At 44.4% G+C, this 26,993-nt stretch carries 20 protein-coding genes and 2 pseudogenes; 5 read left to right on the top strand and 17 right to left on the bottom strand.

From position 1 onward, the window contains the following. Positions 1 to 2: 2 nt before the first annotated feature. The 12 genes from JEY82_RS05645 to JEY82_RS05590 all read right to left on the bottom strand — a co-directional run bounded on the left by JEY82_RS05645 (position 3) and on the right by JEY82_RS05590 (position 17,481). Positions 3 to 887 (bottom strand): carbohydrate kinase, encoded by an 885-nt coding sequence (locus tag JEY82_RS05645; protein ID WP_304083575.1) that lies wholly within the window; start codon positions 885 to 887, stop codon positions 3 to 5. Positions 888 to 896: 9 nt separating this feature from the next. Further along, positions 897 to 1,742 carry a carbohydrate ABC transporter permease gene (locus tag JEY82_RS05640; protein WP_304083573.1) on the bottom strand — a complete coding sequence of 282 codons (846 nt, stop codon included), beginning with the start codon at positions 1,740 to 1,742 and terminating at the stop codon, positions 897 to 899. Between the two features lie 4 nt (positions 1,743 to 1,746). Further along, the gene (locus tag JEY82_RS05635; RefSeq protein WP_304083571.1) at positions 1,747 to 2,865 is read right to left on the bottom strand and encodes a carbohydrate ABC transporter permease; all 1,119 of its coding nucleotides are present in this window, start codon (positions 2,863 to 2,865) and stop codon (positions 1,747 to 1,749) included. Positions 2,866 to 2,950: 85 nt separating this feature from the next. Further along, entirely contained in the window at positions 2,951 to 4,213 is a 1,263-nt protein-coding gene (locus JEY82_RS05630) for an ABC transporter substrate-binding protein (protein ID WP_304083568.1), read from the bottom strand. 73 nt (positions 4,214 to 4,286) lie between these two features. Next, entirely contained in the window at positions 4,287 to 5,384 is a 1,098-nt protein-coding gene (locus JEY82_RS05625; protein ID WP_304083565.1) for an ABC transporter ATP-binding protein, read from the bottom strand. A gap of 23 nt (positions 5,385 to 5,407) precedes the next feature. Further along, positions 5,408 to 6,457, bottom strand: a complete 1,050-nt coding sequence (locus JEY82_RS05620; protein ID WP_304083563.1) for an aldose epimerase family protein — start codon at positions 6,455 to 6,457, stop codon at positions 5,408 to 5,410. Continuing rightward, positions 6,454 to 7,482, bottom strand: a complete 1,029-nt coding sequence (locus JEY82_RS05615; RefSeq protein ID WP_304083560.1) for a LacI family DNA-binding transcriptional regulator — start codon at positions 7,480 to 7,482, stop codon at positions 6,454 to 6,456. Before JEY82_RS05615 ends, JEY82_RS05620 begins: the two co-directional genes overlap by 4 nt. Position 7,483: 1 nt before the next feature. Further along, a complete protein-coding gene (locus JEY82_RS05610; protein WP_304083557.1) occupies positions 7,484 to 8,830 on the bottom strand; it encodes a galactokinase family protein in 1,347 nt (448 codons plus the stop codon). Position 8,831: 1 nt separating this feature from the next. Then, a complete protein-coding gene (locus JEY82_RS05605) occupies positions 8,832 to 9,881 on the bottom strand; it encodes a UDP-glucose--hexose-1-phosphate uridylyltransferase (protein ID WP_304083555.1) in 1,050 nt (349 codons plus the stop codon). 167 nt (positions 9,882 to 10,048) lie between these two features. Next, positions 10,049 to 13,954 (bottom strand): efflux RND transporter permease subunit, encoded by a 3,906-nt coding sequence (locus JEY82_RS05600; protein ID WP_304083553.1) that lies wholly within the window; start codon positions 13,952 to 13,954, stop codon positions 10,049 to 10,051. 12 nt (positions 13,955 to 13,966) lie between these two features. After that, complete coding sequence (locus JEY82_RS05595) at positions 13,967 to 16,138, bottom strand: efflux RND transporter periplasmic adaptor subunit (RefSeq protein ID WP_304083550.1); 2,172 nt, start codon at positions 16,136 to 16,138, stop codon at positions 13,967 to 13,969. After that, positions 16,138 to 17,481 (bottom strand): TolC family protein, encoded by a 1,344-nt coding sequence (locus JEY82_RS05590; RefSeq protein WP_304083548.1) that lies wholly within the window; start codon positions 17,479 to 17,481, stop codon positions 16,138 to 16,140. The genes JEY82_RS05595 and JEY82_RS05590 overlap by 1 nt, the downstream gene beginning before the upstream one ends. A gap of 471 nt (positions 17,482 to 17,952) precedes the next feature. Between JEY82_RS05590 and JEY82_RS05585 the strand changes: the two genes are divergently transcribed. Continuing rightward, on the top strand, positions 17,953 to 20,067 hold the full coding sequence (locus JEY82_RS05585; RefSeq protein WP_304083545.1) for a SpoIIE family protein phosphatase: 2,115 nt from the start codon (positions 17,953 to 17,955) through the stop codon (positions 20,065 to 20,067). Between the two features lie 27 nt (positions 20,068 to 20,094). Beyond that, positions 20,095 to 20,562: a hypothetical protein gene (locus JEY82_RS05580; RefSeq protein ID WP_304083542.1), complete on the top strand. Its 468-nt coding sequence runs from the start codon at positions 20,095 to 20,097 to the stop codon at positions 20,560 to 20,562. A 90-nt stretch (positions 20,563 to 20,652) separates the two neighbouring features. Here JEY82_RS05580 and JEY82_RS05575 read toward each other — a convergent pair whose 3' ends face one another. Next, positions 20,653 to 21,897, bottom strand: coding sequence for a phosphatidylserine decarboxylase (locus JEY82_RS05575; RefSeq protein WP_304083541.1), 1,245 nt, complete (start codon positions 21,895 to 21,897; stop codon positions 20,653 to 20,655). 205 nt (positions 21,898 to 22,102) lie between these two features. Between JEY82_RS05575 and JEY82_RS05565 the strand changes: the two are divergent. Together JEY82_RS05565 and JEY82_RS05560 are read left to right on the top strand one after the other, a co-directional pair. Continuing rightward, positions 22,103 to 22,598, top strand: a pseudogene (locus JEY82_RS05565) (site-specific integrase). 32 nt (positions 22,599 to 22,630) lie between these two features. Further along, positions 22,631 to 22,948 carry a hypothetical protein gene (locus tag JEY82_RS05560; protein WP_304083535.1) on the top strand — a complete coding sequence of 106 codons (318 nt, stop codon included), beginning with the start codon at positions 22,631 to 22,633 and terminating at the stop codon, positions 22,946 to 22,948. Positions 22,949 to 22,963: 15 nt separating this feature from the next. On the opposite strand, the gene JEY82_RS05555 is transcribed toward JEY82_RS05560, so the two are convergent. From JEY82_RS05555 to JEY82_RS05540, 4 genes and pseudogenes are all read right to left on the bottom strand, one after another. Continuing rightward, the gene (locus JEY82_RS05555) at positions 22,964 to 23,884 is read right to left on the bottom strand and encodes a Fic family protein (RefSeq protein WP_304083531.1); all 921 of its coding nucleotides are present in this window, start codon (positions 23,882 to 23,884) and stop codon (positions 22,964 to 22,966) included. Between the two features lie 211 nt (positions 23,885 to 24,095). Beyond that, a pseudogene (locus JEY82_RS05550) lies at positions 24,096 to 24,606 on the bottom strand (transposase). Between the two features lie 94 nt (positions 24,607 to 24,700). Then, entirely contained in the window at positions 24,701 to 25,402 is a 702-nt protein-coding gene (locus JEY82_RS05545; protein WP_304083529.1) for a hypothetical protein, read from the bottom strand. Then, entirely contained in the window at positions 25,389 to 25,802 is a 414-nt protein-coding gene (locus JEY82_RS05540) for a DUF6884 domain-containing protein (protein WP_304083527.1), read from the bottom strand. Before JEY82_RS05540 ends, JEY82_RS05545 begins: the two co-directional genes overlap by 14 nt. Before the next feature lie 716 nt (positions 25,803 to 26,518). Here JEY82_RS05540 and JEY82_RS05535 point away from each other — a divergent pair. Further along, positions 26,519 to 26,962 (top strand): hypothetical protein, encoded by a 444-nt coding sequence (locus JEY82_RS05535; protein ID WP_304083524.1) that lies wholly within the window; start codon positions 26,519 to 26,521, stop codon positions 26,960 to 26,962. Positions 26,963 to 26,993 lie beyond the last annotated feature (31 nt).

Genomic DNA, 26,993 nt, shown 5'->3' with positions numbered 1-26,993 from the left:
ATTTATTTTATTAATTTGAACTCATCCGGAATGGCAGGCATTGCCCCTTTGCAAGAGCAAACATAAGCCGCCAGCCTATTTGCATGGTCACTGATATCTTCCAGACTGTGGCCCTGTAGCAAACCGATGATCACCGAAGCTGTGAATGAATCCCCGGCACCGATGGTATCCTGCATATTCTGCACTTCCACGCCGCAACTTTCCACCACTTTGCCCTCGCCCATCAATAAACTACCATTACCGCCTCTGGTGAGTACTGAATATTTGAGATCAAATTTATTATGCAGTTCGCTGAGCATCTTTTGCTCACTGCCGGAAAGATTAAACATAGGGGCCACAGTTCTAAGCTCATCATCATTGAGTTTAAGAACATGAGCCTTTTCAAGGGACAGTCGAATAATTTTTTCGTTATAAAAGTGCTGGCGAAGATTCATATCGTAAACTTTCAGGGCCTGCGGTGCTTCGTTTAAAAAGACATGAATTGATGCACGTGCTGTTTCACTGCGCTGGGCAAGAGTCCCAAAACAGACTGCATCAACCTTCGGAGCAAGGCTTAAGGCTTTGGCATTAAGAGTCAAATGATCCCAAGCTATATTGTTTGGAAAAATGTAGTGGGCTACGCCATCTGCATCCACGCTTGCTTCAACAAATCCGGTCGCGTGCTCCTGATCAATGCTGACAGCCTCAAGATTTAGTCCACGCCTAGTAAGTTCTTTTATGGCCCGTCTGCCGCGCTCATCGTTGCCTATTGTCGAAACAGCAATTGAATCAGCGCCTAGTACTCCGGCATGATATGCAAAATTTACAGGAGCACCGCCTATTTCCTCGGAATCAGCAAGTACGTCCCAAAGAATTTCACCAAGTCCGGCTATAAGAAATTCAGCCATTTATTCCCCCTACTCTTTGACCGATCCGGCCAGTAATCCGCGGATGAAATAACGGCCGAGGAAGATATATATTGCCAGAACCGGAGCAGCAGCCATTAGTGATCCCGCCATGGGCAGATTCCAGCTGACAGCCTGCCCTCCGGCAAGCTGGGCAAGGCCCACTGTGATGGGATTGTCCGCATGACGGGTAAGACAGATACCCCAAAGAAATTCATTCCAAATCTGAGTAACCTGCCAAAGACTGGTTACAACGAAACCCGGAATAGAAAGAGGAAACACAATGCGGGTATAAATGGAAAAGAAACCTGCTCCGTCCAGTCTGGCTGACTCAACCAGAGCTGTAGGTATTTGCGAGTAAAAATTTCTAAAAATAAGTGAAGTAATGGGCAATCCATAAACAACATGAGCCAGAATCAGTCCGGGAAGTCCCCCGTACAAATTCATTGCTCTAAGTGTCTGGAAAAGAGGAATTAGAATTACCTGATATGGAATGAACATACCGAACAGAAAAAGAGTAAAAATAAATTCGCTACCCTTGAATTTCCATTTTGAGAAAACATAACCATTTAATGAGCCAAGCACCGTTGAAAGAATCGTGGCGCAAACGGTCAGGATTACAGAGCTTACAACATTGGATTTCAACAACGAAAAAGCGTCTGAAAAACTAGACCAATGCAACTTGGAAGGAAGCTCCCATGCTGTGGATAAATTAATCTCAGCAGGTGGTTTTAAAGCTGTAATCACAGCCATGTATGCGGGCATGAGAAAAAAAAGTGCCAACAAAAAAAGTGAGCTGTAAAGCAAAAACGAACCGACTGTAAATCTACTGGTGGTAGCTGTTGAAGGTTTACTCATTTGTTTATCCTCTGGTCCTTTGTCTATATTGGCTGACTACATAGGGAACTATAAACATGGCCGCAACCATGAATAGAACAATCGCGATAGCCGCGCCTCTGGCAAAGTCATTTGCCCGGAAGGTTGTCATATACATGGATAGAGCAGGATGTCCTGTCTGGGCATTATCCGGCCCGGTCATTGCAAAAATAATATCAAACATTTTTAGAGAGATATGAGAAAGAATAATCACTGCGCTGATGGTTATGGGCTTTAGCATTGGAATTGCGATATGACGGTAATAGGCCGTAGTGCTGGCTCCGTCTAACATTGCAGCATCACGCAAGTCCTGAGATATTCCGTTAAATCCGGCGAGATAAAGGGCCATGGTGTAGCCGGCATATTGCCAGACCGTTGCCATGATGATCCCTAATGTGGCTAGGTTGAAGCCATGAGTTTCTTCCATGAAAAGTGCTTGAGGCAATAAACTGCCTCCCAGCCATGCAAACAAACCGATAACAACACCCGGCCCGAGCCAAAGCTTAACCGCACGGTGGGGGCGAGTCTTAAGCACCCATAAACCGATGATAATCAGGGCAAAAGCAGCAATATACAGAAAAATTTGTAACAGATTCTGCCAGTTAAATTCCAAAACAGCTTTAGTGCTGGATGTCCACTGAAAGGTAAGAGGTGGCAATCCTACATACGTAGGTAAAACGTTGACTCCGCCCTGTGGGGCTAAAAGCCAGCGCCAAATGGTACCGGAAACAATAAAGGAAAGGGACATTGGATAGAGGAAAATGGTCCGTAGAAGATCTTCACCCTTGGGTTTCTGATCCAGCAAAATGGCGATAAACATGCCAAGACCTATGGCACCAGCCAGAAGCATGACAGAATAATAAACCGCGTTTACCAGATCCTGCCTGAAGCCACTGGATAAAAATCCGGTAAAAAGATCACTATAATTTGCCAGTCCGACAAATTCCATCTCAGGCTCCAAAGCCAAAGCTCCGTCGCCACCCCAATCTGTCATAGAGATCCAGATGGTATTGCCGATAAAACCATATACAAATACCCCAATCAAAATGATGGAAGGCAGAAGCGTCAAAAACGCTTTTAGTCTGTCCCGTGAAGCTTCCCTCATATCCGTACCTATACCTTTATTGAGGCCGCGCCGGAAAACCGACGCGGCCGCCTTTTACTTGCTTTAAACTTTTTCAAACAATTTGCTATTTACCGATTTTAGATTTGTCAGCCAACTGCTGGCAAGCCATTGAAACGGCTTTAGCATTATGGGTCTTAAGGAACATTTCCATGATCTGTGAGAATCCACCCATGAAGGTTTCATTCGCAGCTACACCATGAGCCAACGAACCAACTACTCTGTCTTTTCCGAAATCTGCTGATGCAGATTGCAGGTAAGCATTGTACTTGCTTAAATCTGAGTCGGTGCGGGGGGAAATTGAACCTTTAAGCGGATTGAATGTGTCACTGCCTTTCTTTGATCCAAGGACTTTAAGCCATGCAATGGCGTTGTCGCGGTTAGGTGCGCCTTTTGGCAGGCCGAAGGAATCGGAAAGGAACATGAATTCACCACCGGTATCCGGAGACGTAGCCCAACCGAAGTCTTTACCGGGAGCCATTTTTTTGGTGGTGGACATGTAACCGGCTGCCCAGTCACCCATAATATTAAAAGCAGCTTTGCCATCAATCATCATATCAGTCGCCTGCTGCCATGAAAGGGAGGAGGCGTCTTTGTTTGTGTATTTGAGGATCTTGCCGAACAGTTCCCAAGCTTTGACAACTTCAGGACTGTCGAATCTTAGCTTACCGGCCCAAAGAGCATCCCATTTGTCAGCGCCCAAAGATGCGAGTGCAACAGATTCCCAAAGATGATTGACTGTCCAGTTTTCAGCCATAGCCAGAGGAACAATACCCTCTTTTTGCAGCTTAGGAGCAATTTTCAAAAAGTCAGCCCAAGTTTTTGGTGCGGTTACGCCCCATTTTTTCAGATTAGCAGGAATGTACCACATCACATTTGAGCGATGAATGGTGACAGGAACGGACCAGATTCCTTTGTCGGTTCCGATGAGTTTAATTAAACCTGCTGGGAATGAATCCATCCAGCCCTGCTCTTTGAACAGGAATGTAAGGTCTTCCATGCGGTCTGCTTTTACCCATGTTCCGATAAGTTCCTGACCGGAATGAACCTGAAAACTATCAGGAGGTTCATTGCCGAGCATACGGGTTTTTAATACCGCTTTGGCATTAACTCCTGAACCACCGGTAACCGTGGCATCAATAACATTAACATTTGGATTCTGATCTTTGTATTGCTTGATCAGAGCCTGTAAAGCCGGACCTTCATCTCCAGCCCACCAGGAAAAAATTTCAAGGTCACCGTTCAGCTCTTTGGCCATGGAGACCTGCGGAACTGTTAGCATTAAAGCCACGGCAAGCACCAAAAACAACTTCGCCAAGGACATTTTCATGTTTCCTCCTAAAAAGTTAAAATAATCAACCTCTTACTTAAGTCGCATATAGTTTGTCGCTTTAAAGAATTCTCTAATAAAGCGCCATTTTCGTTTTCGGATCAAAGAGAACCATGCGGTCAAACTCGAAACCAATAGGAACGGTTTCTCCGGGGTGAGCCACAATACGCCCTTCGACTTCAGCTATAAGTTCGTTTTCGCCGTCGATAATAATCTCCAGCAGAGAATGGGCACCGAGAATTTCAGAGACAACAACTTCACCCTGACACCACCACTCTTTAGGAAGACGCTCGATGTTCTGTCCCATTTTGATAGAGTCAGGACGGATTCCGACCAGAACCGGCGAACCGTTTACAATTCCTTCAGCCACACCATCCTGAAGAGGAAAGATACTGCTGCCAATGACAGCATAACGTTTGCCGTCAACCACACTGCATACGCCTTCCAGAATATTCATAGGCGGATTCCCTATAAATTTTGCAACGAAAACATTATTAGGCTTTTCGAACACTTCAATAGGTGTCCCTACCTGCTGGATATGTCCGTCTTTGAGAATGACAATCCGATCAGCAAGAGTCATGGCCTCAATTTGATCATGGGTGACGTATATGGTGGTAGTTTTCAACCGCAGCTGCATCTTTCTCAGCTCCATCCGCATTTGCGTTCTGAGCTGTGCATCAAGATTTGAAAGGGGTTCATCAAAAAGAAAAACATCCGGTTTGCGAACCATGGCTCTTCCCATGGCTACACGCTGACGTTGTCCACCGGAAAGTTCAGAAGGCTTACGTTCCAAATATGGTTCAAGCTCCAGAATTCTAGCTGCTTCCATTACTCTGGAGTCCTGCTCTTCTTTGCTCTTTTTACGCATCTTAAGCGAAAAACCCATGTTCTCACGAACCGTCATATGCGGATACAGTGCATAGTTCTGGAAAACCATGGCAACGTTGCGATCCTTGGGAGAAACATTGTTGACCACTCGCCCGCCGATGCTGATCTCACCTCCGCTTAAGTCTTCCAGACCTGCCACCATGCGTAACAAAGTGGACTTTCCGCACCCTGAGGGTCCGACAAGCACAATAAATTCATTTTCCTTTACAGAAAGATCCACCCCGTGGATGACCTCTACTGAGCCATAACGCTTGACGACGCCTTTAATCTCTACGTTTGCCATCTTTATTCTCGCCTTGCTCGGTTTTAGCTTCGCGCTTTAAATTCGCGAAACCTGTACTCGGTTGAATGCTCGTATATTTCTCCGGGACGTAATATCACGGAGGGAAATTTGGGTTGGTTGGGTGCGTCAGGATGTGCATGCGGCTCAAGGCAAAAACCTGAGCGGGGTCCATATTGACATCCATATTTTCCAGCGTAACCTACAGAAAGAGAATCACCTGAATAAAATTGCAGTCCAGACTGTGTGGTCGCGACTTCAAGTTCCAAATCGAAAGAACGGCTTCTGACTATGGCTGCGATGTTCATTTCTCCTTTTTTAGAATTCAAGACATAGAATCTGTCATGTTTCAAAGGAGAAGTCCGGGCCGTAGCTCCCTTAATTAAAGAGAAATCAGTAAAATCAGCCTCAGTACCTGCTACATCAATAATTTCACCGTTTGGAATAAGGCTGTCATCAAGGTTCAGAGTCTTGCTTGAGAAAATTTTTAATTCATGACTGCCTATATCTTCGCCATTTATATTCAGATTAAAATATGGATGTGCGGTCATGTTTACAGGTGTGGGACTGTCGGTTACTCCCCTGTAATCAATACGCAGTCCATTTTTAATCAAGGTATAAATCACGGATACCCGCAGGTTGCCGGGATAGCAGGATTCCCCGTCCGGGCTGTCATAACAAAGCTTTAAAGATGGACCTTCTGCGTCTTCTTCTGGGGAAGCTGTCCAAACACGATTATGAAACCCTTTTGCCCCGCCATGCAGCTGGTTTTCACCTTCATTTTTGTCTAAAAAAATTTTTTTACCATCCAACTCAAATTCAGCCTGAGAAATACGGCCTGCGGTCCTGCCTATGGTGGCACCGAAATAATTATCATCTTTCAGATAACCATCAAGTTCATCAAAACCTAAAACCACGTCCAACATAGACATCCTAGAAATAGGTACATCAAGCTTCGTCAGGGTGGCTCCATAAGTAGCTATACCAGCAGAATAACCCTCTTTATTATTGAGGATGTACAAGCTGACTTCTTCTCCTGACGGAGTTCTGCCCCATGACCTGCGTTCAATGCTCACTTAGTTCCTCCCGCACAACTTGATCCCCGTACAAGCAACTCCGTTTCCAGAATAATGGTTTCAGGAGTATATTCCCCCTCTGCACTGGCCAATTCTTTCAACAGCAGAGAAGCGGCTGTTCTGCCCATTTCAAATGCGGGCTGAGAAATAGTTGTCAAAGCCGGTTCAATAAGAGCTGATTCCGGTGAACCGGAGAATCCTGCCAATGCGATATCGTCCGGGATGCGCAATCCTGCCTCGCGAAAACGACAAAAGGCCCCCACAGCAACAGGATCATTAATAGCCAGAATTGCGTCCGGTGGATTGTCCATTTTCAGGTATTCCTCAGCTCCCTGCCGTCCGTTCGTCCCGCGACAGCCTCCGATATTAATGTTCAATTCGGGGTAATACGGTATGCCATAGTTTTTGAGTGCCTGTAAGTACCCGTTAAAACGCAAGCTATTCAGAGAAATTCCTTCCCGTCCGGCAAGAAAACCGATGCGCTTGTAGCCGCAATCAATCAGGTGACCAGTGGCTTTGTACGCCGCACGAAAATCATCAATGCACACCTTTCCGGTCACTAGTTCATCAACTACACGGTCAAATTGAACCAATGGAATACCATGCTTGATCACATTTTTCATATGGTCGTAGGTCGTTGTCTCAAGGGATATAGCCATAAGCAACCCAGCGACACGGTTGGCTGTCAGAGCTTTTGTATTGGCTATTTCACGACTTAGAGTTTCATTAGATTGGCAGACCATGATGATATAGCCTGCATCGTAGGTAACTTCCTCAATGCCGCTTATGAGCGTGGCAAAAAAATTATGACGAATTTCAGGGACAATAACCCCGATTATATTGCTGCGCTTTTTCTTCAAACTTTGCGCAATAGGATTCGGCTGATAGCCGTATGTTTCTGCCGCCTCCAGTGCCAGCCGTTTAGTTTTGTCGCTGATGTCCGGATGGTTGTGCAAAGCTCTGGAAACAGTGGATGCTGATATCCCCAGCTTACGGGCGAGATCTTTAAGAGTTATCTGACCCATATTATTTACCTTCTGCCTCTGTTTGAGAAATGGACAGAAATTCCCGTCCCGGCTGGCGTACGACCAGTTCAATGACCGAACCGGCCCCAAAAACATTTTCCATAGCTTTTTTATATTCATCAAAGCTGGAGTCTTGAACGTAAACTTGAATAGTTCCGGCAAAACCGCCGCCGTGAACTCTGCCAACTCCTTTTGAACCGAGGAGAAGTTTTGTTAAAGTCAAAGCTAACGGAATGGGCTGCTCAGAAGGTGAATGCGTATTGTAACAGTTTTGTAAAAGTCGGCAGGAGGAATTTCCGGATTCAGCAACCAGTTTGAGAAACTCTCTTATGTCTCCGGCGTGTAAAGCGTTACCTTGCAGTACTGCCCGCTCGTCCTCTCCTATGAAGTGCATAAGTCTGAGCGCAGCTCTGTCTCCTGCTTTTTCTCGAAGCAACCCCATATTCTCGATCACCCCGGACATGCTTATTCCCCGAGCTTCGTTACGCCCGAAAAACTGTGATGCCAGCTGCATTTCTTCGCGTATAGCCGCGTATTCAGAAGTCAAATCAGCGTGGCTTCCTCCGGTATTAACTACACAGAGACGATATCCGGTTCCGTAAAACCCTTCACGCCCAGTTTCAGCATTAATAAATCCGGGAGAAACTCGTTCGACTGCCGGATTGTCAGAATCCTTAAAATCAATTCTCAGAATGCCTTCAAAAGAAGAGGCCATCTGATCCATAAACCCGCAGGGCTTACCAAAATACAGATTTTCTGCCCGTCTTGCTATACGGGCGAGATCTAAGGGGCTAACGGTGGAATTGTTGAAAAGTGCGCTGAAAATTCTTCCTATCAGCACTTCAAAAGCAGCTGAAGAACTTAGACCGGCCCCGGCGGGAATGGAGCTTAAAACACAACCGTTAAACCCGGAAGCTTTTAATCCGGATTTGCGAAAACCGTCAGCGACTCCACGGACAAGGGCTTCGCTGGTTCCTTCTTCCTTTGAACGCGGGGAGGTGTCGGTCAGATCAACCACAATAGGCTTTTCAAAATTTTCAGATAAAATAGTGATGACCTGTTCATCTACTCCAGAAGTTGGAGAAAATATCGACAGGCAATCCAGATTGACCGCTGCCGCTAGGACTCTTCCGTTATTATGGTCGGTGTGGTTTCCGCCAATCTCGGTTCTTCCTGGAGCGCTGGCAATTCCTGATAATTTTGAATTGAAGGATTCTTCTGTCCAATCCAAAAGTTTAGTTAAACGGAGGCGGGATTCATCAAGTCTGGAATATGAATGTATGGCGCAAAAATCCTGATCAAAGCCGCCTCTATCAAGATGCTTTCTAATATTCTCTATTGAAAACATTTTATACATCCCAATCCTGAAAATGTATTTCCGGCAGATCGCGCAATCGTTTGGCACTTTGTTCAGCGGTAATATCCCGTTGCGGCATGCCCATCATTTCAAAACCGACCATAAATTTGCGTACTGTGGCAGAACGGAGAAGTGGCGGATAGTAATGAATGTGCCAGTGCCAATGATCTCCGCTATTTTCCCGGGCCGGACGCTGATGGATTCCCATGGAATAAGGAAATGATGTTTCAAAAAGATTATCAAAACGTATTCCCATACGAACCAGAGCCTCAGCCAGATCTTTTTTCTGGCTGTCATTCATATCGGTTATTGCCCCCATGTGAACTTTGGGTAACAGCATCGTTTCAAAGGGCCAGACCGCCCAAAACGGAACAAGGGCTACAAAAGAATCATTTTCGAAAACAATCCGTTCGCCGGATTGCAATTCACGCTCAACGTAACGACAAAGCAGACATTGGTCTTTCTCGCGTAAATATTTTTCTTGGCGGATATCTTCGTTAGCGGGAATAGTGGGTATGGAACGGGTAGCCCAAACTTGGCAGTGGGGATGAGGATTAGAACAACCCATTATATCGCCCCTATTTTCGAAAATCTGGACATAACCGATGTCTTTACGGGCTGAAAGTTCAGTGAACTGATCACACCAAATATCTACAACCTTGCGCACTGCGCCAGGATTCATTCGCGACAGAGTCAGATCATGCCGTGGGGAAAAACAGACAACCCGACAAATACCGCTTTCGGGTTCCACCTGAAAAAGTTCATCCTGATCACAGAACTCATTTACGGAATCTTCAAGTAGGGAAGGAAAATCGTTGTCGAAAACAAAAACGTCTTTGTAATCAGGATTGGTCGCCCCCTGATTGCGGACATTGCCCGGGCACAAATAACATTTTGGATCATAGCCGGGCAGTACGTTCGTTTGAGTACTTTCCTGCCGTCCCTGCCAAGGTCTTTTAGTCCGGTGCGGAGACACCAATATCCACTCCCCGGTAAGGGGATTAAAGCGCTTATGCGGGAGATCCTGAAGTTTATTGACCATATTTATCTATCTTACTATTTTAGTGTTCAATTACAGAACATTACATCCATAGATAATGCTGAATTTATCTTTACGAACAGTTTCGCAAACGAAACCGCAAACGTTTTCGATATTATCGTTGGAATAATACAGATTGTCAATATGGTAAAATAAAAAACTTAGTTCAGTCAGCCCAGAGAGCTTTTAAATTTAATTTCCTCAACCCCGCAATAAAGCACCGGCACCACAAACACGGTAAGTATAGCGATAGTCATTCCTCCGAATGAAGGGATGGCCATGGGGACCATTATATCTGATCCTCTGCCTGTAGAAGTTAAAATAGGCAACAGGGCAAGAATGGTTGTTGCCGAGGTCATCAGTGCCGGACGGATTCTTCTTTGTGCCCCGGTTATGATCGCCTGTCTGATTTCAGGGATGCTTTGCATATTGCGGTCTTTTTTACTTTCATCCAGATATGTTGCCATGATTACACCATCGTCCGAGGCAATTCCGAACAAGGCTAGGAAACCTACCCAGATGGCTACACTTAAGTTGATAGGCGCAACTTGAAAGAGTTCTCGCATGTCTGTTCCGAACATGCTGAAATCTAAAAACCACGGCTGACCATACAGCCAGACCATGAGAAAACCGCCGGACCATGCAACGAAAATACCTGAAAAAACCATCAGCGTTGTCGCCATTGATTTGAACTGCATGTAAAGAATGAGCACGATAAACAGCAGGGCCAGCGGCAGAATTACCGCAAGTTTCTTTTGTGCTCTGATTTGATTTTCATAACTTCCGGCAAATTCGTACGAGACTCCGGCAGGAATAATCAGCTCCCCTGATTCTATTTTTGAATCCAAGAAAGCCTGCGCCTGTTCAACTACATCCACTTCGGCAAAGCCGGGTTTCTTGTCGAAAAGTACGTAACCCACCAAAAAGGTATCTTCACTTTTAATGACCTGCGGTCCGCGAATGTATTTTATCTCGGTTAGCTGGCTGAGCGGGATCTGTTCACCTGCCGGGGCGCTGACGAGGATATTGCCAAGGTCGTCTATATTATCTCTGAGTTCCCGCAAATAACGAACACGGACGGGATAGCGTTCACGCCCTTCAACTTTTGTGGTTACAACCTTTCCGCCCACCGCAACTTCAATGACATCCTGCACCTGTGAAAGCATTATTCCATGTCTTGCAATTGCTTCACGGTCAATAATGATTTCAAGGTAAGGCTTACCCACAATGCGGTCAGCGATGACAGCTTCCGGTTGCACCGAACCTACTTGTTTAAGCAATCTTTCAAGATCAAGAGCAACCTTTTCCAATATTTCGAGGTTCGGGCCTTTTACCTTGATGCCCATAGGCGCACGCATGCCGGATTGCAGCATGACAATTCGGGCGGCTATGGGTTGCAATTTAGGAGCGGAGGTGACGCCGGGCATTGCTGCGGCTTTGATGATTTCATCCCAGATATCATCCGGAGAAGTTATTCCTTTCCAGCTTTTACGATCCGGATTCAGACCGGGATTAAGCGCTGAACGCCATATTCTGAAAGGTTTCCCGTCTTCATCAGAAATTAATTTTCCATTTTCATCCCGCTCGTAATAGCCCTGCACCAGATACGGATATCCATCCTGTGCCGGAACGAGGTCTCCTTTAACATTGCGGAAAAAATCTTTTTGATCGGAGTCAAATTTGAAGCGTAACCGTTCACCAGATTTATCGATCACATATTCAGGTTTATAATTAATGACCGTCTCGATCATGGATATGGGTGCGGGATCAAGAGGAGTTTCTGCGCGCCCGAGTTTGCCTACTGCCGAGTCAACTTCGGGAATGGCTTGAATCATCATGTCCTGCTTACGAAGCACATCCTGCGCTTCCCCGATGGATGCGTGGGGCATTGTGGTCGGCATGAACAGGAATGCACCTTCATCAAGGTCCGGCATAAATTCCTTACCGAGTCCGGGAAAAGCGTGAGACAATTTTACATAGGGCGATGAAGTTTTGATTGTTTCAGGCAAAAATGAAGTTAGATTGCCGAATCCCAGCCAGATGGACATTCCCAAAATAATGATAAAAGTAGGCAGTGACAAAAACAGCACTTTATGATTCAAACACCAGCCCAGCATTCTGGTATAATTGCGACGGAAAATATCAAAGAAGAGCATCAATCCGCCGATGACTACAGCTACAAAAAGATAGTTGTTGCTCATGCCTTTTTCCGGTCCCAGCGGAAGCCATGAACTAGTGAGAACCCACGCGACCATGGCAACAATTGTCCATGTCTCCGCATAGTCTATAAATTTGTGCACCTTTTCGGGAATAAAGGGCAATACAAAATGCTTTATACCAAGGTAGATGAAGAACAGTCCTACCCACCACTTTACAATTACAGAAAGAGCAATTCCTGAAATAAAATATAGAGTTGCGCGGATATATGTCTGTTTGCTTTTGAGAAACTTTTTGCGTGCAGTAAACAAAAGATGGGCCATGGGCGGCAAAATAGTCAGGGCTACAATAATAGAAGCCAGCAATGCAAAAGACTTGGTATACGCCAACGGTTTGAAGAGCTTCCCTTCAGCCCCGTCCATAGCAAAAACAGGCATAAAACTTACAATTGTAGTAGCTACAGCTGTCATTACAGCGCTGCCGACTTCGGTTGTTCCATCATAAATAAGTTTAAGCCTGCTGACGCCCTCCTTGGCTTTTTCAAGCTTTTTAAGGATATTTTCGCAAATGATAATTCCCATGTCGACCATGGTTCCGATGGCGATGGCTATCCCTGAAAGAGCGACAATATTTGCATCAACTTTGAAAACTCTCATACCGATGAAACACATTAGCACGGCAAGAGGCAGCAGCGACGAAATAAGCAGTGAGCTTTTGAGATGAATGACCGCAATAAGTACAACAATGATGGTGATCAATATTTCTTCGGTCAGAGCTGTATTGAGCGTGCCAAGGGTTTCATGAATCAGGCCGGAGCGGTCATAAAACGGCACAATAGTAAGCTTGCTTTCGGTGCCGTCGGGCAGAATTTTAGATGGTAGACCCGGTGAAATATCTTTGATTTTATCCTTGATATTTTCAATTACCTTCAACGGATTCTCACCGTAACGCACGACTGCCACACCGCCGACGACTTCTGCTCCGCCTTTATCCAATGCGCCGCGTCTAAGGGCCGGACCTTCTGATACGCGTGCAACATCGCGGACATGGATGGGGATGTTATTAACAACTTTAACAACCGAGCTTTCAATGTCAGAAAGTTCTTTGATAAAACCGATGCCCCTGATGACATATTCCGCGTTGTTAATTTCAATGGTCCGCGCACCAACATCGAGGTTGGACATTTTAACAGCCCGGTAAACATCGCTTAGTGTGACATTGGCAGCCCGCATGGCATCAGGATCAACATCAATCTGATACTCTTTTACAAAACCGCCGACTGAGGCGACTTCACTTACTCCGTCGGCAGCCAGCAGGGCATAGCGGACGTACCAGTCCTGTACCGAGCGAATTTCATCAAGGTTCCATCCTCCGGTGGGGTTACCTTGCGGATCTCGTCCTTCAATGGTGTACCAGTACACCTGCCCGAGGGCGGTTGCGTCAGGTCCAAGAGACGGTTTTATCCCTTCAGGCAGAGTTCCTGCCGGGAGACTGTTCAGCTTTTCAAGCAGCCGCGAACGGGACCAGTAAAAATCGATATCTTCATTAAAAATAACGTAAATAGTTGAGAAACCGAACATGGAATAGCTACGGACTGTTTTAACTCCGGGAACACCCAGCAAGGCAACAGTCAGCGGATAACTGATCTGATCCTCCACATCCTGCGGTGAACGGCCCATCCATTTGGTGAAGATAATTTGCTGATTTTCACCGATATCAGGGATTGCATCCACAGGGACAGGAGATCTGTCGATACCTTCAATTTTCCAGTCAAAAGGTGCGGTAAATATACCACCGCAGATGACCAGAAGCAGAAGAATACCGACAATCAATTTTTGCTCAAGGCAGAACAGGATTGTCTTTTCCGTAAGGGTACGAGGAATGGGACGCTGTTTTTCAGGTGTGGAGTTATCGCTCATGGTTATCCCGCCCTATTCCTTGCCTTTGAGCTGACGTTCCACTTCGCCGCATTGGAGCATGGCTTCCCCGAAGTAAGGGTTGCGGACTTTTTCGTCACTTTGCAGCCATTTGGCTCCCTTAAAGTCAAAAGCCATGGGGCAGAATATTTCGTAAACAGGCTGTTTTGAATTGATTCCCAGTTTTTCAATAGCATCGGTCATGCCGTACGAAAGCGGCTCAAGCCCCGCGCGAACGCCGACAATATCTTTTGCTCCGCGTATGGCATCAATTCCGTCATTGATATTTTTAAGGGCATTCATCCAAACCTTATGGGCATCTCCACTCAACGAGGCGTGATCAATTTTTTTAAGTTCCTCCGCCATAAGTGCGGCCTGTTTTTGCGCTCCTTGCAAATTGTCCGCTGCAAGGGCTTCGGTAAACGCTGAATAGGAGGAATAAACTTTTCCCAATTGAGTTTTGAACACATCAGGTGTTTCCACAGTGGTTCCAGCCTGCTTGGCAAGAGCTGAAATATCAAATGCCATATCAAGACGCATAAAATGTTTCGCTGTTTCAGCTGTGATGGATTTTAACCTGAGCCCATCCTGAACTCCGCTACCCAGCACTGAATCGTTAACAAGGAGCATGGACAATTCTTTCCAGACCAGTGAGGAATCTCCTTTGAGTCCGGAACTATTTATTTCTTTAATATTTTCAAAAAGTTTAGAGTAAAATGTGCGGGATTCTTCAACATTGCCGGATTCTGCCGTTTCCATAAGTTTGTTGAAGTCCTGTTTCAGGTAAACCAGCTTGGACACAAACATCGGGGGCAGCGTATGTGCGGCGGGAGTTTCACCATGGTCATTAACAACGGTTTTTACGCCGCTTTCCGGATTCATCATACTTGGCTTGGCAATAATCTGAAGTGCACTGTCTATTTTGAAATTACCTTTGGTAACGACCTGCTCACCTGCGCTCAGTCCGTATTTAACAACGTAGAAATCTCCGGCTTTGGGTCCGAGAACGATTTCACGTCCTTCATAGACTCCTTCTTTTCCAGGCACGGCAATATAAACTACGGCCCGTTTACCGGTAATAAGCGGAGCGGAAGCAGGGATAACCAATTGATTTTCAGCGTTTTTATCAACCTGACTAACTCCGCGCACGAACATGCCGGGTTTGAGCTTAAGCCCCCTGTTGGGGACTTCAAGACGGATTCTGATTGTTCTGGTTTTTTCATTAACAACCGGATCGATATAAACAACTTTCCCTTCAAATGATTTGCCGGGATAGGCTTCAGTTGTGAAATTTACGAGCATTCCCATTTTGATCCATGGCAGATCAGATTCATACGCTTCCAGAATAACCCATACTCTTGAAAGGTCGGCAATAGTGTATATGGGAGTTCCTGTTTTTACATAAACCCCTTCAACAACATCTTTTTTTATAACTATTCCGCTCATGGGGGAATAGAGAGTCATGTGCTGGGCTGCTTTACCTTTTTTGATGATATTTGCGATCTGAGTTTTTGAAAGACCAAGCAACCGGAGCTTTTCACGCGAAGCTTTTTCTGTGCGCATGGCAGTATCTTTGACAACCTTCATGGAACTTCCACGCAGAGATTCTTTCGCTTTTACCGCCTGAATCAGTTCCGCCTGAGCAGTAAGAAGTTCGGGGCTGTATATGGAAGCCATTGCCTGTCCTTTGCGTACTGAGCTTCCGGTGTAGTCGATGTAAAGTTTATCTATGCGCCCCCCGGTCCATGCGGTGATCGTACCGATGCGGGTTTCATCATAATCAACCTTTCCCACCATACGGGTTTCCACGCTTACATTTCGTTTTTCAACTATAGAGGTGGCAATTCCGGCAAGTTTGCGGGACTGGCTGGTCAAACTTATCTGCCTGAGACTTATAGCTTCATCACCGGATTTCCCCCCTTTTTCAAGAGGGATCAGATCCATGAAACACAAGGGACATTTGCCCGGCTTAGGCAACTGAATCTGCGGATGCATAGAGCACGTCCAGACCACTTCGCCGGCATCAGTAACGTCAGCATCCAATCCGTGTTCAGCATGCTCGTCAACTATGTTTTTCCCCGCGCTGTGGTCAGCCGGACCGGAAAACCAGTAACCTGCTCCGAAAGCAAGAAGGGCCACAATAATGATCGAGGTCAATGCTGATTTTTTACTTTTAAATATATTCATTATGGTTTCTCCACCAACCCGTGAACAGTACAAGGTATTTCACGGCCCACCAGATATTCAATGGCGGCAACCCTTTTGGCTTGTTCTGCAAGAGCTTGATAATAAACGAGTTGAAATTCAATCAGAGTTCTTTCCGCATCAATCAGATCGCTTGATGACGCGGTGCCTGCTTGGAAAGCTTCGATAGAGACACTAAGTGACTGCTCGGCTTTGGGGGTAAGTGAATCGCGATATAAGCTGATTTTGCGGATGGCATCTTCATAACGGTAGATTTCCAGTTCAAGGTCGGCAGAAAGGTTACGTTCAAGTCCTGCCCGTTCACGGCTGGCTGATTTAACTTTATGCTGAGCCTCAAGGAGCTGGGCTTCCTGTTTATCCAGCCAAATGGGCAGGTTTATAGACATACCTGCAACAACAGGATCACTGTCTTGATTAGTCACATTGGGGGATCTGGATTTTCCAGTCTGGATGTACTCAACGCCGAAAGAAAAATCGGGGAAATAATCTTTTTCAGCCAGTTCCACAGAAAGTTTTTCTTTATCAATTTTATGGGTCAAAGCCAGCAAATTGGGGTTGGCTTCTTTAAAATCCTTTTTGAGTTGCTGAGGATCAGCTTCTATTTTCATAACCGGAATAGATGCAGGCAAAGGCAGAGTTTGTCCGTCCGGCCTGTTTATAGCGGCAAGAAGTTTGGCAACGGTGGGTCTTTTGCGCTCCTCCAGCGAACGAAGTCTGTCTTCTAGCTTGCCCAGTTCTACCTGAGTTTTAATAACTCCATCATATGTACCTGCCCCTGTGGAATATCTGGAGCGGGCCACGTTTTCGAGATACTTCATAAGCTCGATATTTTCACGGGTAATGCGGATTGCTTGCGCAAGGTATGCGTAATCGTAGTATATTCTTTTAACTTGATAAAATATTTTAAGTTTCAAGGCATCGAATTTTGCTTTTTTAATGTCTGCATCACGCAAAGCCTGTTCGCCTTTAAGGTCCAGTTTACCGAACCATGGAAGAGTTTGACTCAGACCGTATTTAAATTCTTGCGGTCCTGTTCTTGTTTCTACCGGCTGAATAAACCATGCAAAGCTAAATCTGGGGTCAGGCAGGCTTGAAACACTTGTCTCCCGCTGCAAAGCTGCTTTCCAGCCGTAGAATGCAGAATACAGATCATCATTATTACGCGCAGCCTCAACAAGGTACTGAGTCAGTTCTTTTATTTCGCCTTGTCTGGTTTTGTATTCAGCGATCGTTTCATTTCCCCCCTCTTGTGCTTTTCCATGAAGTGGAAAAAGGAATAACGAAGCTATGAACATAAGTAATGTGTATGTATATTTTCGAGACATTGATTCTCCTGCATATATTTATATTGAAAGCTGCTGTCTTTGCTGTGAGCAATTACTATTCCATGCCCTTTATTGGGCCGGATAAGACGGTTAAAATTGAGCATATCCTATTATTACCCTCTACTGCCAGTCTTAAATAATATAATTTGTGCAATTTTTGTCGCGTTCAAAATCATTATTTCAGACACTTACAACAACCTTTTGCACTTTTTGCACAATAAAATTTAATGCAAGCGCCCGCTAATTCATACTAAAACGGTATGGATTGGCTGGTTCGAGAGTGAACATAGAAACTAAGTGCAGGTTTTTACACATATATTGTTAATTCGACTGATGAGCAGGTATGTTTACTTGTTAAACTACTAACATATTTGTATAATATTCATTTGGAATGTTAAATGTAATCACTTCCTATGAAATAGTTGGGCGAAGACGGTGAAAAAGGGTATGTTTTGTCAAAACAGGATGGTTATGAAAATAAGATTCAAATTACTTTTGCTGCTGTTGGCGGTTTCGATCATCCCACTGGTCATAGTTCAGGCCGGGGTACTTGAATCATTGCGTTCGCTCTCCGGTGAAATCGGCGAAGAGGTTCGCAAGGAGCTGGTCAATAAAAGTAGTGTTGAATTAAAAAGGTTGGTGGAGGATCACGCAAGAGTTCTTTCCAAGCAGCGCAGAATTGTAGAACTCAATCTACAACAACTTTCAGCTGAACTTTCGACATGGATTGAAGAAGGAGATCAGTTTCTGCTGCCCGAGATTTTTATCGGAGTCGAAGAACTTACGAGAGAAGATAATAGCAAGCGCCTTCAACAGAAATATAAGCTGCAAAATTCAGGTATGCACGGCAAAGGCAGTATCGATTTTAATTCTGTAAGCTATAGCGCAGGGTATCAGGGAAAAACAGACAGACTCCTTCCTCAAGAGTCCGTGAATATTATTTCTCCTCTTTTCAAATCAATTGAAAAGAAAAATCCTGACCTGACATTATGGATTAAGGCTATTTTTATTTCCGGAGAATCTCTTGCTTATCCAGCCCGTTCAAAAAAGATGGCAATGCATCAGACTGTACCGGTTATCAATGGAAACTTGTCCCCTATCTGGTCGCTTCCGCAAAAAGACCCAATAACAGGAAAGACCGTTCTTACTGCATCCTTGGGAATAATGGTGCGGGGAAAAGCTGTCGGGGCAGCGTCCATAGATATTCCGCTGGATACTATTTTACATGGTTATAATCATCTTGGTGCTTTTTCAGATAATATAGATTCCTTGCTGGTTCGTCGTGAGGGAAACACTGAAAGCAGTGGGATTGAGGTGATTGCAGAGCAGATTTCTTCTGCCGGACAAAATCACATGATGCATATGTGGGAACCTTCCACAAAGCAGACTTTGCTTTCATCCACAGATACCGTTTTGTTCTCTAACTTCAAAAATTTTCTGGTAGATGGCAAGTCCGGCGTGATGAGCATGCCCTATAAGGGGCGCGATAGTATATGGGCCTTTTCTGCGCCTGATAAAAGAGGGATTTCTTTAGTCTTAATTCTACCTCATGATGATGTTGTGGAACCTGCGGAAAAGACAAAATCGTTTGTGAATTTTACAATCGGGGAACAATACAAAAATACAACTTATGTCTTGGTGGCTGTTGTGTTGCTGGTATCGGCCCTTGCTTTTCTGTTCTCGCGCCGTTTCACGAAAAACATTTTAACTCTCGCCAAAGGGGTTAAGCGTATAGCCTCAGGTGATTTTTCAGCCCATGTTGAACTTACCAGTTCAGATGAAGTTGGTGAACTCGCAAAAGATTTTAATAAAATGGTTCCGGCACTTCAGGAGCATATTGAAATTAAAAGTGCTCTTGATGTTGCGATGGAGGTACAAACAAATTTGCTACCGCAAACCTCTCCGAATATCCCGACTTATGAAATTTTCGGTGAAAGCAGATATTGTGATGAACTCGGTGGTGATTACTTCGACTACATCATGCCCCACACAGCTGGAGAGAGTATTCGATTTGCCGTGGGTGATGTCAGCGGTCACGGTGTTCCGGCGGCAATGCTTATGGGCTCCATACGAGGCTATGTGCGCGCAAGGACTTTAAGCGGCGGAACTCTTGGAGAAGTTTTAACCGATGTTAACAAGCTGGTTGCGGAAGATACTTATAAAACGGGACAATTCATGACCATGATCATGGTTGAACTGGACCCTGACAAGAACGAATTGCGCTGGGTACGGGCCGGGCACGAACCGGCTTTGATATTTGATCCCGGCAAAGATGATTTTATTAAGCTTGAGGGACAGGGAATAGCCCTCGGAGCTGTTGAAGAAGCTACTTATATGGAGAATTACTGTGCCGATTTGAAGGAAGGACAGATTCTCATTCTTGGAACAGATGGTATTTGGGAAGCTTCTAATGAAAAGGGAGATTTTTTCGGAAAACAGAGGCTTTTGGAAGTAATTGATTCTGAAAAGAATTCACCTGCAGAAGTACTTGTGAATAGCATTTTCGAAGCTGTGCATACGTTTACGGGAAGAGACAAACAAGAAGATGATCTCACTGTTGTGGTCGTCAAAAAAATAAACAAATAACAACTCAACACGCTAAGGGAGTTAACAATGAAAAAGATTTTAAACATCAGCATATTGGTAGCATTCATTATTGCGATGTCCACAGCAGCCTTTGCCATGGATATGAATATGGACCATTCCAACCACGGAAAAAAAGAGATGAAAGGTTCAATGCATGACGGAATCGGCATGATGGAAAAAGGGATTGCTCATATGAAACATGGAGCCAAACTCATGAACGATCCTGCCACAATGAATGAAGGTATGGGGATGATGAATAAAGAAATGATGCCGATGCACAACGGTATGAAAATGATTGAAACAGGAGCTGAAGGCGACCCTCACCAGTCCATGATAAAAAATTCCATGGGTAACGCCAACAAAGGCATGATGGAAATGATGAAAGGTATGGGCATGATGAAAAATGGTACTGCCGGCGGCATGCAGATGATGAATGACGGTCTTCAGAAAATGGAAAAATCGCTTGAAGAAGTAAAAGCGATGACAGGTATGTAGTATTTAGCTGTATAGTTCTTATTTAAAGCCACTTTCCGGTATGGAAAGTGGCTTTTTTATTATTGTACTCGGTTTTTGATTTCTCAAACACTATTTATTTGAGCTGGTATCAAAAATACCGATCTGATTTCCCAAACGAACCTTAATAGCATCGGAACCATATTGTCCGGGTTCAAAAACCAAAATGACCAGAGACCCACCATAAAGAAAATGTCCCAGTTCATCACCGCGGTTGATGGCGACTGGACCGTCCGCTTTGAGGAACTTATCTTCGAACACAACTGATCCAACAGTGCTGAGTCCTACCGGAATAACTCCTACCAAACCGTATTTTCCGGTATCTATGATAAAATAACCGCGCGCATAGCTTTCAAACGCACCGAAACTTGCTCCGGGAGCCCCTACATTACCATGAGCCGGAGCGAATTTAACAAACTCTTCCATACCCACCAATGCTCCATCCACAAGACGGGTTTCAAGAACCTGACCGCCGACTGGAGCATGGTAATAATGGTAAGTATTAGGCATCAGGACACAAGACAGAGCCGTGCCACCTACAAACTTCTTCCAATAGCGTGATCCGTCCAGCAGTTCCTTAATATTCAGTTCCTGAGTACCTTTAGTACTAAGCTTAGTGGTTCCGTCTACAATTTTTACAGGGATGGAATTCACAGTAGCATCGGTCGGTGAAGAAATGATATAATCCCGGTCCGGCATAGTCTGCGGACGAACCTTATTGATATCTTTAAACTTGCGGGAAAAAAATTCATTATAAGACTTAAACCCGCCGTCAGCGGCTGCGGGATCAGGCAAAACGTATTCTTCACTTTCAATGCGGGGATCAGCAAGCCATTTAGCTACTTTTTTTGTAGAAGCACTGCTGGATAAAAAATCACCGCGTTCACTCGCAAAGCGGTTAAAAATCTCAACTCCCGGCGAAGTCTGGAAAGCCACTCTGCCAAATGGATTTTTATACGCAAACAGATCCATCTGTTCGATATATTTAAGTGCGTTATCCTCACTGCCTTTTGCTTCCGGTAGAAATGAACTCCACTCCACAAAAAACGGAATCAGGTCGGCAAAAGATTTTCCGATCCAAGGATTTCCACCTTTCCTGTATCCTTCCGGGACGGGCTGCATATTTTTGAATGCTTCATCAATATGCACCTTAAAGACCTTATCACTATTGTACGCATCAATAAGATTTGTAATCGACCCTTTGCATGGGCAATCGTCAGGAATGGACATTTTGGCGGTTGCAGTAGATATGGTTGAAATGGAAAGTAAAAACATAAATAAAAAGACAGATGCAAGTATACGGAAACTGTTTTTCATAGCTCACGACCCCATGATAAAAGTTAATTTCAGCCTTTCTCAAACAAAAAAGCATTATGGGAGAGATTAAAGAGGTATAGTGCTAAATACAATCATAATAAAATTTAATTATCTTAAACGGAAACAAAGCCGCAAGCACAGGATCGCGGCCTGTTCCCGGAACATCAAAACTGAAGAACTCACGCCCAGACAGCTTTCATCACTCATGGAAGCCATTGAAACCTCATCGAATAAACCTGCGGCGAACATGACGCTTATGGCCCTCTATACAGGCATGAGAAAAGGCGAAATATTTAAGCTGAGATGGAATGACATTGATTTTAATCGTGGCTTCATCACACTCAAAGACCCAAAAGATGGAACTGATCAGCGAATACATTTTCCCCGGTAGAGATAACGGCCCAACAAAAGAAATGCGTATTCCCTTTCGGCGTATATCTGACAATGCAGGACTGGCCAAAGATTTTCGTCCTATGCACGGACTGCGACACTTCTTTGCCTCTACCCTCGCCAGTTCGGGACAAGTAGACATGTACACTCTGCAAAAACTGCTCACCCATAAAACACCGTCAATGGTTCAAAGATATGCACACCTGCGTGATGATGCCATGATGAAGGCAAGTGAGGTTGTGGGGGATATGTATCAAAAGATGCAAATTAAAGGTACAAACTCTCTACGAGAAAAAACTTCTCGCACCTAAGAAACACTGAAAACCACTACACGGAGAATAAAATGATCGCATCCTCATGGAAAACAGCAGCAAAAGACATTACATATGGCTTTCGCTCTCCTGAACTACGCAAATGTATAGCTGAGAATATAGACCCGGAATATGCAGGAAAAATAACCTTAATTTTCAATGAAACAGAAGAACAATCAAATTTCAATATTACGCCATCTTTTTGGCGAAAATGCCCAGAAGTTAGAGGGAATAATATAAAAGCATATTTTCAGCAGATAAGACAATTAAACTGGCCTCCCTATAAAACTTACAAATATGAAATTATCTACCTCGGAGGAAAGCACTTTGAAGTCAAGAAAAAGCCATAACACATGGTGAGGCAACTATAGACCACGAAATGCCCGCTGCCCCTTCTCAGTCAAACGGTACTTCTGCAACTTACTATTAGGCTTACTAGGAATAGTCATTTCAATAAGCCCTTCTTCTAGAGCTGGCTTGAGATAAAGCTCTCTAAATGACTTACGATCTTTCAGACCCAAAACAGCTTGAATCTCATCACGGCTCATTTCGCCTGAAATGGCTTCTACCAACGCCTTAACTTGGGGGGTAACTTGGGGGCCAACTTGGGGGGTCGCAGATGCAATAGCATCCAAAATCATCCTGAGCATGAACTCGATGAATGGAGCTGAATCAGCTTTATCTGTGCTCTGTTGTAGAGCGTCGTAATATTCTTCTTGGTGCTCATAGATCAGACTTTCGACCGGGATATCTGCAAACAAAGGATTCCAGCGGTTCAAAATAAGTGTCTGCCACAAACGGCCCATACGACCGTTGCCGTCTGCGAAAGGATGTATGAATTCAAATTCGTAATGAAAAACTGAGCTTGCTATTAGCGGATGATCGTCAGTAGCGGCAAGCCATCCAAAAAGATCCTGCATTAAAATAGAAACTCGCTTCGCAGGCGGGGCCATGTGAATTACCCTTTCACCCGCAATCACGCCGACACCGGAGTGACGATAAGCACCAGCCTCATCTATCAGTCCGGACATAAGCACGCTATGTGCCTCAAGCAAGTCAGCTTCCCGCTCCACCGACCAACTACCGAACTGATCATAAGCAGCAATGGCGTTACGAACTTCCTGAATTTCACGGGGCGGGGCTATTACCCTTTTGCCGTCCAGAATCGCAGTAATCTGCTCTTCGCTTAGGTTGTTCCCTTCAATAGCTAAAGAACCGCGAATAGTGCGCACTCGATTGATGCGCCTTAGCCGCAATTCCTTTGAATTATCGGTAAGGACGGTCAAACGCCCTACTACCTCGCTTATCTGGGATATCAGATTTACGATGGTTGGGGTTATTGTGTGGGGTGGGTGATAGGTTGGCATATTTATTATTTTAGCTAAGTCTTAATTACTATACAATGCTAAAATGTTAAACGAAAAACAAACGATCCGTTTTTTGTTTAACATTTTAATTAGGTCCGCTCATAATAAAACTTGAGGCTGTACCAGACAACTAGTCCATATACATCTTAAGCCACTGTTTCAATTGGTTAAACGAACTTAGCGAATTACTGTTGTTAAAACACCACTCACATTCCTTTAAAAATAAAGGAAAATGTTTGGCTGGGATACCATTAAATTTTCTCATGTGACGCTTGGCCTGGTTCCAAAATTTCTCAATTCCATTGATATGGTTGTGACTGTCAGCGAACAGTTTTGAGTGGTTGATTCTAAAGTGCTTGAACTCAGAAACATCCAAAACATTATATCCTCGCCAGTAGTCAGAGTAAACTGATGCTATCAGGCTGAACTTTTCCTGCTGAGCCTCGTCCTCTCTTGCCCTTTCGCCTACCACCAAAATAGCTTTCATCCACCTCGAATTCACCAGAAAGTAATCCTTCATTCTTGGACTCTTCGGTGATGATTTCTCGGAGCATGTGAAAATAGTAAGCAGCAGTTTTAACGTTCACGCCGACAAGATCAGCAGCACAACGATCTGTAGTTCCAGCAACGAAATGCTCTATTAAACGAAGCTGCTTTTCTTTCTTTCACCGGCTTTTTCTCATTGCCATAAAGATAACCTAGAGGAGTTATCTGGTACAGCCCCTAAAACTTGTTTTACATCGCCTTAACATAACGCTCCAACAAATCAAGAAAAAGTGGATCGTAATCCGATTCGACATAATTAGAATTCCAAAGCCCAGACAAACGAATTTCAGGCTTGGGACAGCTACTGCCAAGCCAAGTTTTGTTTGGTGGATCAATTGGCGAATGTTCGTAATTACTGAGCAAACCTATTAGATTCTTTTCAAGAATAGCTCGATCGCTGTTTTTGCTGGGTTCATCCTCGACGCAGACATACAAAAATGGCATCTCTCCCATGTACTCAGAAACAATCTTCTCTGCCCCAAGTTCAACACCCCTCACTTCTGAGCTGCAAGATAAACCTTTTCCCCATGAACAGGTAGAAGCTATTCTTCCAGTTTTTTGAAGAGCCATTCCAATATTCAATCTGAATATAGAACCCCGGTGATTACCGCCACCATTCCCAGTATTGCCTTTATGCTGTTTCAAACGATTCCAGAGTTTTGATTTTGAACCGATAGAAACAGCATGAGTACCTACACGAACAACCCGGAGCCCGCTCCCACTGCCCGTCCTTTCTTCTCCTTTTTCAAAGAAGAGATAAACACCTTGTCTCGGCCACTTCATACGCCCATTACATACTGAAAGTTCTTGCTTTCCTCCGAGACGTCCCTCAAGCTCATCAAGAATTCCGTAAAGTCTTGAAATGTCTTCCACACGATCATTTATTTTCATTAAACCACCTCTTTTGTTTCCCAATGGCAAGACCCTCTAAAGGAATAATAACTTTGTTTCCACGTTCTTCAAGCCATGGAGTCAGAAATTCTCGATAGTTAAGACCAGCGAGAATTGTTACTTCATCCTGCGGTGATATAATTTTATAAAGGTCAGTAATTACCATATCAGCCCACTTCAAGCGTTCTACTTTCCTTTTCTTTAATAGAGTTTCTTCATACGGCGTTACAATCTCATCAGGACGCAAAAGGCCATACTTTGCAGACAAAATATACCATTCATCACAATGTTTTTTTGTATACGCTTTGGCTTTCTTAAACCAGTCTGATGTGTACATTTTTCCAGCTTCACAGGGAACACTTTGTTTTATCTTAACACACGAAACAAGAAATATTTTCATCCTCAGAATCTCCGAAATTGTGTTTAAAATTCAAATCAAATCCATATGATGCCATTCTTTACTCTGTCTCCCATTCTACTGTCCACGTATTAAACTATTTTCAACTTTTAAAGATAACGCCGATAAATCATAGAAAACCTTCGAAGCCCTGTATCATCGGCAACTTACATCCCCATCCCTCTCCGAACAGACTTCCTCACCGCCCGCACAACCGCCCCAACTCCTTCAACGCACCATCCAATCCGCTCTGCAAGTCTAGGCAACCTTGCACTTCCTTTTCCAACTCGGCTATCCTTTGCCCTTGTTCGGCGATTCTCTGATATTGCTGCTTCAATCTTTGTTCCTGCGCTTCTAAAGATGGCTGCCCATATCGCTGGTGATGGTATTCAGTTCGCTTTCGGTCTCTTTCAGCAAATGAAATACAACATAACTAACTAGGCAACTGCCCCTTTGTTTGGTGTAGACCCTACAGAACACCACGCACAAAAAAAGGGTTTACAGTCGTTAAACTGTAAACCCTTGATTTATCTGTTACCGGGAGAGAGAATTGAACTCTCATGGTATTACTACCGGCGGGTTTTTAGTCCGTTTTATTGGGTTTCAGAAGAAATCACACATCTTCTCAAAAATTCAGTTAACCATTGTTTTAACTAACTTTTTAACTGGATAAGTTTCACTTATTATCACTTGTGATCATTATCCATCTCTTAAAAAAGTTGTACAGGAGTTGTACAGAAAATGGAGGTAAGGATGGCAAGACCAAAACCGAGCCCATAGGTTGGGCAAGCAATGGGTTCAAAGCTCAGGATGCAGCTAATATTCTGAGTGAGCTTAAAGTCAGTCAGGCCCAAGGTAAATTTCCACAGACCCTGAAACAGAAAAAAGAAATGGCCACCGCCGCCCTCAAGGAAAAAGAAACCCGCGAAAAGGCAGAGAAAGATAAAGGCATTACTTTTGATGAAATATGGACACAATTCTATCGACCACAAGCAGAATCCAATAAATCTGCAAAATCATGGAAAAGAGAAGAAAGCCTCTACCGTATATGGATTTCACCGGCCATAGGCGAATGCCCTTTTGCCAACGTTTCAGCCCCTGACCTTGAAAGAATAAAAGTAACCGTCCAGACGGCTGCATCTTCCATTAATTTTCTCATATGACATACTTCCTCCCATTCAAGGAGGATGAATA

It is taken from the genome of Maridesulfovibrio ferrireducens, assembly GCF_016342405.1.
Taxonomy (GTDB): Bacteria; Desulfobacterota; Desulfovibrionia; order Desulfovibrionales; family Desulfovibrionaceae; genus Maridesulfovibrio; species Maridesulfovibrio ferrireducens_A.
Note: the sequence above shows the minus strand (reverse complement) of the source record. Positions and strands in the feature narration are given on the sequence as shown.

Coding starts and splice junctions, on each gene's coding strand:
- JEY82_RS05645 (WP_304083575.1), bottom strand. CDS start 887: ATGGCTGAATTTCTTATAGCCGGACTTGGTGAAATTCTTTGGGACGTA.
- JEY82_RS05640 (WP_304083573.1), bottom strand. CDS start 1,742: ATGAGTAAACCTTCAACAGCTACCACCAGTAGATTTACAGTCGGTTCG.
- JEY82_RS05635 (WP_304083571.1), bottom strand. CDS start 2,865: ATGAGGGAAGCTTCACGGGACAGACTAAAAGCGTTTTTGACGCTTCTG.
- JEY82_RS05630 (WP_304083568.1), bottom strand. CDS start 4,213: ATGAAAATGTCCTTGGCGAAGTTGTTTTTGGTGCTTGCCGTGGCTTTA.
- JEY82_RS05625 (WP_304083565.1), bottom strand. CDS start 5,384: ATGGCAAACGTAGAGATTAAAGGCGTCGTCAAGCGTTATGGCTCAGTA.
- JEY82_RS05615 (WP_304083560.1), bottom strand. CDS start 7,482: ATGGGTCAGATAACTCTTAAAGATCTCGCCCGTAAGCTGGGGATATCA.
- JEY82_RS05610 (WP_304083557.1), bottom strand. CDS start 8,830: ATGTTTTCAATAGAGAATATTAGAAAGCATCTTGATAGAGGCGGCTTT.
- JEY82_RS05605 (WP_304083555.1), bottom strand. CDS start 9,881: ATGGTCAATAAACTTCAGGATCTCCCGCATAAGCGCTTTAATCCCCTT.
- JEY82_RS05600 (WP_304083553.1), bottom strand. CDS start 13,954: ATGAGCGATAACTCCACACCTGAAAAACAGCGTCCCATTCCTCGTACC.
- JEY82_RS05595 (WP_304083550.1), bottom strand. CDS start 16,138: ATGAATATATTTAAAAGTAAAAAATCAGCATTGACCTCGATCATTATT.
- JEY82_RS05590 (WP_304083548.1), bottom strand. CDS start 17,481: ATGTCTCGAAAATATACATACACATTACTTATGTTCATAGCTTCGTTA.
- JEY82_RS05585 (WP_304083545.1), top strand. CDS start 17,953: ATGAAAATAAGATTCAAATTACTTTTGCTGCTGTTGGCGGTTTCGATC.
- JEY82_RS05580 (WP_304083542.1), top strand. CDS start 20,095: ATGAAAAAGATTTTAAACATCAGCATATTGGTAGCATTCATTATTGCG.
- JEY82_RS05575 (WP_304083541.1), bottom strand. CDS start 21,897: ATGAAAAACAGTTTCCGTATACTTGCATCTGTCTTTTTATTTATGTTT.
- JEY82_RS05560 (WP_304083535.1), top strand. CDS start 22,631: ATGATCGCATCCTCATGGAAAACAGCAGCAAAAGACATTACATATGGC.
- JEY82_RS05545 (WP_304083529.1), bottom strand. CDS start 25,402: ATGAAAATAAATGATCGTGTGGAAGACATTTCAAGACTTTACGGAATT.
- JEY82_RS05540 (WP_304083527.1), bottom strand. CDS start 25,802: ATGAAAATATTTCTTGTTTCGTGTGTTAAGATAAAACAAAGTGTTCCC.